Raw genomic sequence first — 12,894 nt, 5'->3', positions numbered from 1 at the left:
TATTTTTGATTCAATTCTGTATAAATAAAGCCCTCCTTCACAGGAGGACTTTTGATTTTTAGTATTTAATCAGGAAATATTTTTTCTTTCCACGGCGAATGACAGTAAATTGACCTTCAATCTTGTCTTTATCAGTAAGAGTGTAATCAAGCTCTGTTACACGTTCTCCGTTTACTGAAACAGCGCCATTCGTCACATCTTCACGCGCCTGGCGTTTGGATGGAGAAATTTTGGCAGCAACAAGCAGCTCAACTATGCCCAATTCCTCTCCTTCTGAATGCTCATAAGATGGAACATCTTTAAAGCCTTGTTTAATCTCTGAGGCCGAAAGGTTTTTTATATCTCCGCTAAAGAGGGCAGCTGTAATTTTGATAGCCTGTTCTAATGCTTCATTTCCATGAATCAGACGCGTCATTTCTTCAGCAAGTGCTTTTTGGGCTTTGCGGAGATGCGGTTCTTCCTGAACAGCTTTTTCAAGATTTTCAATTTCTTCACGGGATAAGAAGGTAAAGAATTTAAGGTATTTAATTACATCGGCATCTGCTGTGTTAATCCAGAATTGGTAAAACTCATAAGGAGATGTTTTCTCAGGATCAAGCCAGATTGCGCCGCTTTCCGTTTTGCCGAACTTTGTTCCATCCGCTTTCGTTACAAGAGGAATTGTCAGGCCGTAAGCCTTAGAACCTTCAGGCGCCATTTTTCGGATAAGCTCAAGTCCGGTTGTTATATTTCCCCACTGGTCGCTTCCGCCAATTTGCATTTTACAGTTATGGTTCTCATATAAATGAAGGAAATCCATTGCCTGCAGGATGGTATAAGTGAATTCCGTAAAGGATATCCCTGTTTCCAGCCTGGAAGAAATGGTGTCTTTAGCGAGCATGTAATTGACTCCGACATGTTTCCCGTAATCACGCAGGAACGTAACGATATCCATGGATCCTGCCCAATCGTAGTTGTTAACCATGATTGCACCATTTTCACTTTCAAAATCAAAAATTCTTTTCAGCTGTCCCTTTATGCAGTCCACATTATGCTGTACTGTTTCAAGAGTCTGCAGCTTCCGTTCCTCGCTTTTGCCGCTTGGATCACCAATAAGTCCAGTGGCTCCGCCAACAAGTACAATTGGACGGTGGCCTTCTTTTTGAAAACGTCTTAATGTTAAAAATGGAAGCAGGTGTCCGATATGCATGCTGTCAGCAGTAGGGTCAACACCGCAGTATAAAGAAATTTTCTCTTTCTCGAGAGTATTTTGGATACCCTCTTCATCTGTCTGCTGATAAACAATTCCTCTCCATTGCAGATCTTCAAGTAAGCTCATCTTATATCCTCCTAATCAACAGTTATTTTCAAGGCATTGAAGGTTTTAACCATACAAAAAGCGCCCCTGCAATTATGCAGGGACGCATGATCATTTGCGCGGTACCACCCAGATTGAGGACAAATGTCCTCCACTCTTTCAGAATAACGGATAATTCCGTCCACTGCTATAACTGCTGTGCAGGTTGACAGTGAAAGCTCAGGGAGGTAATTCATCCTTCTATTTGTACCGGCTCGCAGCAAACGCCGGCTTTCTGAAACAGGGATAGAAGCATTACTGGATTCCCATCAATGCCTGTAAAATATTTAACGTCTAAGATAGAATATTTTTATCATATAAATGAGCCAAATGTCAAATCCCTGTGCAAAAAAGGAAATTTCAGATAAATGGCGAACCATGTCATATTGAGCTGTCACGTTGTGCTATAATATAGGTGATTTTAGGGGGATTGATACGATGAAAGAAAAGTTTCAAATGTTAATGGATAAATTGAGGCAGAATCCGGGCCTTTTTGGTAATAAGAAAGCCGCTAAAGGCGCAAGTATTACATACCAGGTCATATGGAATCTTACTTTGCTTTTTATCATCCTGGCTGTCATTGGCGGTGCATTTGCCGGTGGACTCGGAGCCGGTTATTTCGCTTCGCTTGTAAAGGATGAACCCATTCGATCCTATGCCAGCATGAAAAAGGATATTTATGACTATGAAGAAACATCCGAACTATACTTTGCAAACAATGTATATCTCGGAAAGCTCCGAACAGACCTTGAACGTGAGGAAGTTAAGCTTGATGACGTTTCGGAGCACTTAATTAATGCAGTGGTAGCTACTGAAGATGAGTATTTCTACGAGCATGATGGGGTGGTGCCAAAAGCGATCATGCGCGCACTGTTCCAGGAAGTTACAAATTCATCTGTTCAATCCGGCGGAAGTACGCTGACACAGCAGCTGATAAAGAACCAAATCTTAACGAATGAAGTTTCTTTCGAGCGGAAAGCAAAAGAAATTCTCCTTGCTTTGCGGCTGGAGAAATTCTTTGATAAAAAAGAAATATTGGAAGCATATCTCAATGTTTCCACCTTTGGAAGAAATGCGTCCGGACGTAATATTGCCGGAGTTGAAGCAGCTGCCAAAGGTATATTTGGGGTGAGTGCAAAAGAATTAACATTGCCTCAGGCCGCTTTCATTGCAGGTCTCCCTCAGAGTCCATTCGGCTACACTCCTTTTACAAGGGAGGGAACGGTCAAAGAGAATCTGGAACCAGGTTTTTCTAGGATGAAAACAGTTCTGAAAAGAATGTATGATGACGGAAAGATTGACCAGAAGCAATATGAGGAAGCTATTGCCTACGACCTGACAAAGGATTTTACCACAGCTTCAGAGAGCCCTTTGGAAAAGTATCCATATTTAACGTATGAAATAGAAGAACGCGCAGTAGACATCATGACTAAAATTCTCGCAAAAAATGATGGATACGAAGAGAAGGACTTAAAAGAAGATGACGAGGTCCGGGAGGAATACAGGACTCTTGCAGACCGGACGATCCGTCAAAATGGCTTCCAGATCCATACGACGATAAATAAAGATATTTATGATAAGATGCAGCAGGTCAAAGATAACTACCCTTATTACGGGCCGGACAAACCTGAGACCGTGAAGGATCCGGAAACTGGTGAAAACAAGCAAATCATGGAGCCTGTAGAAGTTGGTGCGATCCTAATTGAAAATAAAACCGGTAAAATTATCAGCTTTGTCGGCGGACGCGATCACAAACGCGAGCAGCTGAACCATGCTACAAGCGCTCTAAGGCAAAATGGTTCAACCATGAAGCCGCTTTTAGTCTATGCTCCGGCAATAGAACTTGGAAAAGCAGCGCCGGGCACCATTCTGCCTGATGTGCCGCTGCACCTTGCTCCGGGACTAAACAGACCTTGGCCAAAGAACTATACAAATACCTATAGCGGGCTCGTTTCGGCCAGACATGCACTTAAGCATTCCTACAATGTCCCTGCTGTAAAGCTCTATAAGGATATAGTCGGACAGCGGCCTGCTGCTTACCTGGAAAAAATGGGCTTTACTTCTCTTATCGGCCCTGACTATACAAACTTGTCTACATCCATCGGATCACTGGAATACGGTGTAACTGTAGAAGAAAATACGAACGCATTTACTACGTTTGCTAATGGCGGGAAATTTATTGACGCCTATATGATTGAAAAAATTACAGATAAAGACGGGAACGTCATATTCCAGCATAAGTCCGAGCCTGTTGATGTATTTAGCCCGCAGACAGCGTACCTTACAATCGATATGATGAGAGACGTTATTAACAGTGGAACTGCCACATCGATTAAGAGCAGATTAAAGTTCGGTTCTGACTGGGCGGGAAAAACAGGTACTGGTACTGAATTCATAGATGCCTGGTTTGTGGCAACCAACCCGAATGTCACCTTCGGCATCTGGTCTGGTTATGATACGCCTAAATCATTGAAGGCTCCTGGCCCATTAAGCTATAGCCTGAGAAATAATTATCTGTGGGCTGACCTGATGAATGCAGCATATGATGTTGCCCCTGACCTTGTGGACCCAAGCGAAAGCTTTAAAATGCCGGGCGGGATCGTAAGACGTTCATTCTGTGCTATTTCCGGCCTGCTCCCTTCAGAGGCATGTTCAAAAGCTGGCCTGGTCGAGACTGATTTATTTAATGCCAAATTTGTTCCTACAAAAGTGGATGACAGCCTCGGCAATGGAAAACTTGTACGAATTGGCGATAAAAAATATATGGCACTTGATTCAACACCTGAAGAGTTTACTGAACCTGGAATGGTTGTGAATCCGGAATATATTCAAAAGCTGTTCGGCATCAAAGCAAATTTAAGTACTCTAATTCCGAATAAAGAACGCTGGAAGAGCATCCTGACTAGCGCTGACCAGCTTAAAGACAACGGTAAATCCCCGGCAGCTCCAGGCATAAAAGCTTCGGGTGAAAGCATTACATGGGGCGCACACCCCGAAAAAGATGTGATAGGTTACCGTGTCTATAACGGAGGCAAAAAAGTCGGTACCATAAAAGCCGGCTCCTCCCTTAGCTTTAAAGCTGGAAGCGGCTCAATCCATGTAACAGCCGTTGACATTGCCGGCAGAGAGTCTGCTCCATCCAATGCAGTGGAAATCGGCAAAAAGCCGGAAGAAGAGAAACCTAAGGAAGATAAACCAAAAGAAGAAAAGCCTAAGGAAGAAAAACCGAAAGATCCGCCAGCCGAAGAAAAGCCCAAGGAAGAAAAACCAGCAGAATCTGGTGAAGATGGAGAGACATCAGCTGAAAATGGTTAAAAAGAAAAGCAGAGATCCATTGATTGGATGTCTGCTTTTCCCGTTTTATACTTTCATAAGCACATGAAGGCCGCTGTTTTTGAACAGCGGCCTTCAACTTTCTTAATCTTCCATTGTAGACAAATCACCGGTTGGGAGATCCAGTTCCCATGCCTTAAGCACACGGCGCATGATTTTGCCGCTGCGGGTTTTTGGAAGCTTGTCGCGGAATTCGATTTCACGCGGAGCAGCGTGGGCAGCAAGGCCTTTCTTAACGAATTGGCGAATTTCTTCCACTAATTCCTCAGTAGGTTCATGCCCATCCCGTAAAGCAACAAACGCTTTAATAATTTCGCCGCGGACAGGATCCGGCTTGCCGATAACCCCGGCTTCTGCAACCGCAGGATGTTCGATCAGTTTACTCTCTACTTCAAACGGCCCTACACGTTCGCCAGATGTCATGATAACATCATCTACACGGCCCTGGAACCAGAAGTATCCATCTTCATCCATATAAGCGGAATCTCCGGAAACATACCAATCACCCGGCATAAAATAAGATTCATATTTTTGCTCGTTATTCCAGATGGTATGCATCATCGAAGGCCAGCCTTTTTTAATCGCAAGGTTGCCCATACGGTTAGGCGGCAGTTCATTTCCCTGATCATCGACAATGGCTGCTTTTACACCCGGAATCGGCTTACCCATGGATCCCGGCTTTATTTCCATGCAAGGATAATTGCAGATGAGCTGTGCACCTGTTTCAGTCATCCACCATGTATCATGGATGCGCATGTTAAAGACTTTTGTACCCCATCTGACAACTTCAGGATTTAGCGGTTCACCCACACTGAGGACATGGCGAAGGGAGCTTAAATCAAATTTTTTCACAACTTCATCACCCGCTCCCATCAGCATGCGGAATGCAGTCGGAGCACTATACCAAACTGTAACGCCATACTCCTCAATCATTTTATACCAAGTCTCCGGATTGAACCTGCCTCCGACCACAAGATTTGAAGTCCCTGTCAGCCACGGGCCGAAAATACCATATGAAGTACCGGTTACCCATCCTGGATCAGCAGTGCACCAATATACATCTTCTTCTTTTAAGTCCAGCACCCATTTAGCTGTCTGGTAATGCTGAATCATTGCATTATGTACATGCAGCACCCCTTTTGGCTTGCCTGTTGAACCGGAAGTATAATGCAAAATAAGCCCATCGTTTCCGTCAACCCATTCAATTGGGAGCTTCCTGCTGGATTCAGCCATTCTTTTATTAAAATTAACATATGGTCCGGTTTCCTCTATATTTTCCCCAACTAGGAATACATGCTTTAAAGCAGGCAGCTGGTCAACAGGCACCCGTTCCAACAGCTCAGGTGTTGTAATCAGGACTTTTGCTTCACTGTCAGCAAGCCTGTCACGGACAGCACCTTCCATGAAAGCTTCAAATAGAGGACCCACAATAGCCCCCAGCTTAACAGCCCCCAATACGGCAAAATAGAGCTCAGGAGAACGCGGCATAAAGATGAACACCCGGTCGCCTTTTTCAACATCGCCATATGCTTTTAATGCATTTCCCGCTTTATTGGATAGTTCCTTCAATTCTTTAAAAGTATATTTCTCATTTCTCTCCCCATCGCGATAATAAAGGGCAACCTTATTTTTTCTAAAAGATTCCGCATGACGGTCAATAGCCTCATAGGCCATATTCATGCGGCCGGTTTCTTTCCAGGAAAATTCTTTTTCAACATCAGCCCAGTTGAAATTTGCATAAAGTTCATCATAATTTTTTAAATTGAAGTCCCCTTGTGTTACTGGCAGCGCTTCCACTTTCATAAATCATTCTCCCCCTTATTTAGATTTGATATTATTATAGTATAAACATTATATTTTCTCAATTTTTAAAATTTTAAAGAAGAAAAAAGTAGTTATGACAAGACTCGTAAATTGTCACAAACTTTTATAAATTACACAGAAAATTATGTGAAAGCGCTTTATCATCCGCGTTTTTATGTATAATAGAAGATACATTGATCATGCTACCTGGGTGGTGAATACATGGAACATAAAAAAACGTATAATGCAAAGGAATTAAAAACAGCCAATGGAAAACTAATCATTGAGGGGCCAATTACACCCGAAAAATTGGCAGATTATGAGTTTCATAAAGATCTTGTCGCTTTCAGGCCGCCGGCACAGCAGCATAAAGCCCTGGTTGAAATTGCGGGATTGCCTGAGGGCAGAATAATAGTGGCCCGAGACAGACATACCATCGTCGGCTATGTCACTTACTTATATCCGGATCCTCTTGAACGCTGGTCGGAAGGTAAGATGGATAATTTAATTGAATTGGGCGCTATAGAAGTGATTCCTGCTTTCCGGGGTTCAGGAACAGGCAAGAGCCTCCTGAAAGTATCTATGATGGATGATGCTATGGAGGATTATATTGTTATAACTACAGAGTATTATTGGCATTGGGATTTAAAAGGAACTGGCCTGAATGTATGGGAATATCGAAAAATCATGGAAAAGATGATGAATGCAGGCGGTCTTGAATGGTACGCCACAGATGACCCGGAAATCAGTTCTCACCCTGCAAACTGCCTGATGGCCCGAATCGGAAAAAGAGTAGACCAGGATTCTGTGCAGCAATTTGACCGCCTGCGCTTTATGAATCGCTTTATGTATTAATAGAAGTGTAAATACATAGTTCATGCTATAATTTTTCCTGCATGAGTGTATCTCCATATATTTTATCGCAGTCTAACGGGCAGTAAGACCCCCACTTCAAGACTCAGAGGAATCAAAGGAGTATAAGTGGGGGGCAAACTGCCCGATCTAGCTGCGGCTCCTAGGGGCTCGAGGTCATAAGCCAATCAGCTGATGGGAAGAAAAGCACTCCCCACCATCTGCTCGTCTTATGCTTGTCACCCCAAGGCAAGTCGCCTCGCTTTATAATGTAAAGGCCCGATTGGTGAGATACAGTGAAACTTGCCGTCGCGCAGGCAGAGGCTTAGTTGAACCAATCGGGTTCGCAGTGTCGATTGATCGAAGCGCTAGCGGAGACCTTAGCAACACTAGAACGCGACTAACAATCAGTGGGGGATAAGGAAAACCCCCACTGATTGAAGTTTCACTTTAAAAGGAGGCATTTAAGGTGATTGTTGAAGAAATTATGAAAACGGATGTCACTGCTTTGTCAAAAGAAGACACGATTGCCGACGCCATAAGAATTATGAGCGAAAAAAGAATCCGGCATTTGCCGATAACAGATGAAGATGGCAGACTCCAGGGACTTGTAACAGACAGAGATATCCGGGATGCCACCCCTTCTATTTTTCATACAGAACTGTTTAAGGAAGATCTGCAGAGACCGTTAAAAATGATTATGAAGACAGATATCATCACTGGTCATCCGCTTGATTTTGCTGAAGAAATTGCTGCGGTTTTTTACGAGCAGCGGATTGGCTGCCTGCCTATATTAAACGATAATAAGGTGGTTGGGATTGTCACAGAAACCGATTTGCTTCATACATTAGTTCAATTGACGGGAGCTCATCAGCCAGGCTCGCAGATTGAAGTTAAGGTGCCAAACAAGGCGGGCATGCTGTTTGAAATCGCTGAAGTCATTTGCAAAAGGAAAGCAAATATCCAGAGTGTCCTTGTATATCCTGACAAAACGGATGATAAATTCAAAATACTCGTGATAAGGGTACAGACAATGAACCCTACGCTTGTAGTGGAAGATTTGAAAAAAGCAGGCCACCACGTTTTATGGCCAAATATGCCGGGGATGTCACTATGATACATGATTCAGTATTTGTTTATTCGGAAGACCTGCTGAATTACAAATTCGGCAAAAATCATCCTTTTAATCAGATAAGGCTGAAGCTGACACTCGATTTGCTCAAAAATATAAATGCCATCGATGACACTCATATTATCCCGCCCCGCCAGGCTGCGGATGAAGAGCTTCACCTGATTCATGATCCTGATTATGTGAATGCTGTCAAGCTTGCCGGCCGGGGACAGCTTCCGGAGGAATCATGCGAAAACTATGGTCTTGGAACTGAGGACACACCCGTATTTCCCAATATGCATGAAGCGAGCTCTCTTTTAGTAGGAGGCACCCTGGCAGCCGTTGATGCCGTAATGAGCGGACGTGCTAAGCATGCACTGCACCTTGGTGGAGGCCTTCACCATGGTTTTCGGGGAAAAGCCTCCGGATTTTGCATTTACAACGATAGCTCAGTAGCCATAAAGTACATGCAGGAAAAGTATAAAGCCCGTGTTCTGTATGTAGATACTGATGCTCATCATGGTGACGGTGTCCAATGGTCTTTTTATGATGACCCGGATGTATGCACCCTATCAATTCATGAAACAGGCCGATACCTGTTTCCCGGTACCGGAAATATCAATGAACGGGGACAAGGGAAAGGATATGGATTCTCTTTCAATATTCCCGTGGATGCTTTCACTGAAGACGATTCCTGGCTGCATGCATACCGTACAGCTTTTCGGGAGGTTGCGGAATTTTTCAGGCCTGATGTAATTTTGACGCAAAATGGTGCTGATGCACATTACCTTGACCCTCTTACCCATCTATCATCTACTATAAGAATCTATAGGGAAATTCCGAAACTGGCTCATGAAATTGCCCATGAATATTGCGGAGGGAAATGGATTGCAGTCGGCGGCGGCGGCTATGATATTTGGCGAGTTGTTCCCCGGGCATGGGCCATGATTTGGCTCGAAATGACTGAAAACTCTAATTGTTACGGCAATATCCCGGAGGAATGGATAAATAAGTGGAAAGAACACGCACCTGTGCCTCTTCCCTCTGAATGGGAAGATCCGGCTGATTTATATAACCCTATCCCCCGAAAAAGTGAAATAACTGAAAAAAATGCCCGGACATTGGACAAGGTTCTATATCCCATCCGGAACAAATCAATGACAGAGTCTAAATAAGAAAGTGACTGGCCGGAAACATCCGGCTGCCATTTCTTCACACGCAAATAAACAGGTCTGGCTTTAGCCAGACCTGTTTATTGATTATTCTCTTCATTAAATTTCGGATCAGAAATAATGATTTCAACACGCCTGTTCTTCTCCCAATTTTCCGGTCCGGAATTGGGAACGATGGGACGGGTTTCCCCGTAGCCGACAGCCATAAATCTGTGGCTGTCAAGTTTATGCCCTTCTGTTAAATATCTGATTACTGTACTGGCCCTGGCGGCAGATAACTCCCAATTGGACGGATATCTGTATGTGGTTATGGGCCGGTCATCAGTATGTCCTTCCACCTTCACCAGGTTGGGCATGTTTGCTAACAGGGTTCCTACTTTATCCAGGAAAGGGTATGAGCTGTCTATAAGACTGGCCTCCCCGGATTCGAATAAAACCTGTTCCTGCAGAACGAGAACAACACCACGCTCCGTTCTGTTTGCCACTATCACCTCTTCTAATCCATTCTCATCCAGAAAGGACTGTATTTCCATCTGGAGCTTATCAAGTGAATCAGATTGACCGCTACCTTCTTCTTCCGTATTTTCTTTCATTTCTCCCTGATTCTCCGCGGGGATGATGGACGGCTGGAAATCAAGCACCTGTCTGTCCCTGAAGGAGTCAGATATCGTCTGAAATTTCATTAAATCGATCTGTGACATTGAAAAAAGCAGAATAAAGAAAACCAAAATTAATGTGACGAGATCTGAAAAAGTCACCATCCAGCGCGGGGCACCCTTGGGAGGCTCAGGAGGTCTTCGCCTACGCCTCATGATCCAAAGCCTCCCCCGCGTTTACAGCTCTCTCAAGCTCTCTCCGTTCCTCAGAGGATAAAAAGGCACTCAGCTTTTCCTCCAGAATTTTTGGATTTTGACCGGATTGAACACCGATGACCCCTTCAATAATGATCTCCTTTAAAAACACTTCCTTCTCTGTCTTTAAAGCCAGCTTTGCTGCCATCGGCAGAAAAATAAGATTAGCCAGAAGTGAGCCATATAAAGTAGTCAATAAGGCAATGGCCATATTTGGCCCAAGAGTGGAGGGATCATTTAAATTTTTCAGCATCAGAACCAGGCCGATCAGAGTCCCTATCATTCCCCATGCGGGAGCGTACTCACCCGCTCTTTCAAGAATGCTCCTGCCTTTTCTGTGCCTCTCTTCCATCGCCATTATTTCGGCATTCATAATGTCAGTAATGACATCCGGCTCTATGCCATCCACAGCGAGATAAATGCCTTTCCGAATAAAAGAATCTTCAACTTTCCCGACTTCAGCCTCAAGCGACAGCAGCCCTTCACGCCGGGCACGCTCAGAGAGTTTGACAAAAATTCCAATCATCTCGCCAACGCTTTGTTCTTCATTGGAAAAAACCTGCTTAAAAACTGTGGGCATATGCCTGATATCTTTTAATGGAAAACTAACAAGCAGCCCGGCTATTAATCCCCCTAAAACAATAAGGATTGATGAAGGGTCAATAAATGATAAAAATCCATCTGCTCCACCATTCCACATAATCCCAAAAATAAGCATAGCCATGCCCACCATTAACCCTGCAGGTGTTAACATATCGAACTTTCTCATACTCTCTCTCCCTGATTCACTGCATTATCTAAAAGTTTTAGGATAAAGTGAAACTTCAATCAGTGGGAGTGCTTTTCTCCCCGCTGATTGTTAGTTGAACCAATCGGGCCTTTACGGGCAGTTTGACCCCCACTTATCTCCTTTGATTCCACTGAGTCTTGAAGTGGGGATCTTGCTGCCCGTTAGACTGCGATAAACTTTGACAGAAAGAAACGCCTTTCAAATTAAGGCGTTTTTCTTTCTTCCCTTGTCCAGCTGCAGCGCCTAGCCCCCCGAGTCACTTCGGTCCAGATGCTGAAGTCAAAGAACGACTTCAACTTCTGGACCTCCAGCGCTTGTCGGGGATGGTCGAGGCGCTTCCGCTTTTCTTTTATATCGGCATGTTTCTTATTTTGTTGAGCTTCGTTCTTCAATTCGATGTGGGAGTACAACAATTTGCTCATCGACAGATTCTTTATTCATAAGTTTCGTAAGCAATCTCATGGCAACTGCACCGATATCATACAATGGCTGTACAACTGACGTCAGCTGGGGACGGACCATTAAGGTCAATCTGGTATTGTCTGAGCTGATGACCTCAAAGTCTTTCGGGACATGATAGCCTTTATCCTCAGCCCCATGGACGATTCCTAAAGCCATCTCATCAGATCCCGCAAATATAGCAGTTGGACGAGGGTCGGCCTCAAGCAGCTTTTCAAAGGCTTCTATACCTGAATCGTACGTATAATCTCCTTCAACCACCAAATCCTCGCGGAAGGATACTTCAGATTCTTCCAATGCACGCTTATAACCTGCAAGCTTCTTTTCCTGATTAATCGGCTCACGAAGGGGTCCTACCACAAGCGCTACATCTTTATGGCCTTTTTCAATAAATGACTTTGTGACATCAAATGCTGCCTGTTCATAATTAATATTTACGGATGGAATTTTGCCTGTTTCTTCAATAGAGCCGGCCAGCACAATTGGAACCGGAGACTTTTCAAACTCTTCAACAAGCTCGGACGTAATGTTGCCGCCCATGAAGACTATACCATCCACCTGTTTCCCTAGCATAGTATTGAGCAAGTGCATCTCTTTTTCGATATTCTGGTCGGAGTTGCTGAGAATGATATTGTATTTGTACATTGTCGCAATATCTTCTATGCCTCTTGCCAGTTCTGCAAAAAAGGTGCTGGAAATGTCGGGAATGATCACACCGACTGTAGTGGTTTTCTTGCTTGCCAATCCTCTTGCAACTGCGTTAGGACGGTATCCAAGCCGGTCAATTACTTCCATTACTTTCTTTCTTGTTGCCGGTTTAACATTCGGGTTGCCATTTACAACACGAGAAACCGTTGCCATTGATACATTCGCTTCTCTTGCCACATCATATATTGTTACATTCATTACTGACACTCCTTCTTTAATTAGCGGTCACTTCTATTATTTTATATTTTACAGCAACACGACATAACCTACTCATTTTTTATCCTAATTTGTGAGTAGTTACACATGAACAATTATGTATTTAATCATACGACAGTCCAGGATTTGCCGCAATGTCAAGGCTTATATTTCTGAAAAAAACTTAAAACTTCACTTTACAAGCGAAATCGAGTAGGAGGGGGTGATTAACCCCCGACCTCTCACACCACCGTACGTACCGTTCGGTATACGGCGGTTCGAAA

General features: G+C 43.8%; 9 protein-coding genes and 1 other annotated feature. Of the genes, 4 read left to right on the top strand and 5 right to left on the bottom strand.

Features of this window, described 5'->3' with window-relative positions; genetic code table 11:
- Positions 1-58 precede the first annotated feature (58 nt).
- The gene (tyrS, locus tag ACTHRG_RS09180; protein WP_076260801.1) at positions 59-1,318 is read right to left on the bottom strand and encodes a tyrosine--tRNA ligase; all 1,260 of its coding nucleotides are present in this window, start codon (positions 1,316-1,318) and stop codon (positions 59-61) included.
- Between the two features lie 75 nt (positions 1,319-1,393).
- Positions 1,394-1,618: a binding site (T-box leader), on the bottom strand.
- A gap of 156 nt (positions 1,619-1,774) precedes the next feature.
- On the opposite strand from tyrS, the gene ACTHRG_RS09175 reads away from it, so the two are divergent.
- Positions 1,775-4,651, top strand: coding sequence for a transglycosylase domain-containing protein (locus ACTHRG_RS09175; protein ID WP_076260803.1), 2,877 nt, complete (start codon positions 1,775-1,777; stop codon positions 4,649-4,651).
- Positions 4,652-4,753: 102 nt separating this feature from the next.
- Here the strand turns inward: ACTHRG_RS09175 and acsA are convergent, their stop codons facing one another.
- A complete protein-coding gene (acsA, locus tag ACTHRG_RS09170; protein WP_076260806.1) occupies positions 4,754-6,472 on the bottom strand; it encodes an acetate--CoA ligase in 1,719 nt (572 codons plus the stop codon).
- Positions 6,473-6,694: 222 nt separating this feature from the next.
- Here acsA and ACTHRG_RS09165 point away from each other — a divergent pair, with 222 nt between their 5' ends.
- The 3 genes from ACTHRG_RS09165 (at position 6,695) to ACTHRG_RS09155 (ending at position 9,610) form a co-directional block, all read left to right on the top strand.
- Positions 6,695-7,327: a GNAT family N-acetyltransferase gene (locus ACTHRG_RS09165; protein WP_440231033.1), complete on the top strand. Its 633-nt coding sequence runs from the start codon at positions 6,695-6,697 to the stop codon at positions 7,325-7,327.
- 466 nt (positions 7,328-7,793) lie between these two features.
- Complete coding sequence (locus ACTHRG_RS09160) at positions 7,794-8,441, top strand: acetoin utilization AcuB family protein (protein ID WP_076261970.1); 648 nt, start codon at positions 7,794-7,796, stop codon at positions 8,439-8,441.
- Positions 8,438-9,610: an acetoin utilization protein AcuC gene (locus ACTHRG_RS09155; RefSeq protein WP_076261968.1), complete on the top strand. Its 1,173-nt coding sequence runs from the start codon at positions 8,438-8,440 to the stop codon at positions 9,608-9,610. The genes ACTHRG_RS09160 and ACTHRG_RS09155 overlap by 4 nt, the downstream gene beginning before the upstream one ends.
- Positions 9,611-9,687: 77 nt before the next feature.
- Here ACTHRG_RS09155 and motS read toward each other — a convergent pair whose 3' ends face one another.
- The 3 genes from motS to ccpA form a co-directional block, all read right to left on the bottom strand.
- On the bottom strand, positions 9,688-10,419 hold the full coding sequence (gene motS, locus ACTHRG_RS09150) for a flagellar motor protein MotS (RefSeq protein ID WP_076261965.1): 732 nt from the start codon (positions 10,417-10,419) through the stop codon (positions 9,688-9,690).
- Positions 10,409-11,227 carry a flagellar motor protein MotP gene (motP, locus tag ACTHRG_RS09145; protein ID WP_076261962.1) on the bottom strand — a complete coding sequence of 273 codons (819 nt, stop codon included), beginning with the start codon at positions 11,225-11,227 and terminating at the stop codon, positions 10,409-10,411. Before motP ends, motS begins: the two co-directional genes overlap by 11 nt.
- A gap of 387 nt (positions 11,228-11,614) precedes the next feature.
- A complete protein-coding gene (ccpA, locus tag ACTHRG_RS09140; RefSeq protein ID WP_076261960.1) occupies positions 11,615-12,613 on the bottom strand; it encodes a catabolite control protein A in 999 nt (332 codons plus the stop codon).
- Positions 12,614-12,894: the final 281 nt, after the last annotated feature.

Source organism: Cytobacillus sp. SAFR-174 (assembly GCF_051964675.1).
In the GTDB taxonomy this organism is placed as follows: Bacteria; Bacillota; Bacilli; order Bacillales; family Cytobacillaceae; genus Cytobacillus.
The sequence above is the reverse complement of the archived record's forward strand: the minus strand, read 5'-3'. Positions and strand labels throughout refer to the sequence as shown.

Coding starts and splice junctions, on each gene's coding strand:
- tyrS (WP_076260801.1), bottom strand. CDS start 1,318: ATGAGCTTACTTGAAGATCTGCAATGGAGAGGAATTGTTTATCAGCAG.
- ACTHRG_RS09175 (WP_076260803.1), top strand. CDS start 1,775: ATGAAAGAAAAGTTTCAAATGTTAATGGATAAATTGAGGCAGAATCCG.
- acsA (WP_076260806.1), bottom strand. CDS start 6,472: ATGAAAGTGGAAGCGCTGCCAGTAACACAAGGGGACTTCAATTTAAAA.
- ACTHRG_RS09165 (WP_440231033.1), top strand. CDS start 6,695: ATGGAACATAAAAAAACGTATAATGCAAAGGAATTAAAAACAGCCAAT.
- ACTHRG_RS09155 (WP_076261968.1), top strand. CDS start 8,438: ATGATACATGATTCAGTATTTGTTTATTCGGAAGACCTGCTGAATTAC.
- motS (WP_076261965.1), bottom strand. CDS start 10,419: ATGAGGCGTAGGCGAAGACCTCCTGAGCCTCCCAAGGGTGCCCCGCGC.
- motP (WP_076261962.1), bottom strand. CDS start 11,227: ATGAGAAAGTTCGATATGTTAACACCTGCAGGGTTAATGGTGGGCATG.
- ccpA (WP_076261960.1), bottom strand. CDS start 12,613: ATGAATGTAACAATATATGATGTGGCAAGAGAAGCGAATGTATCAATG.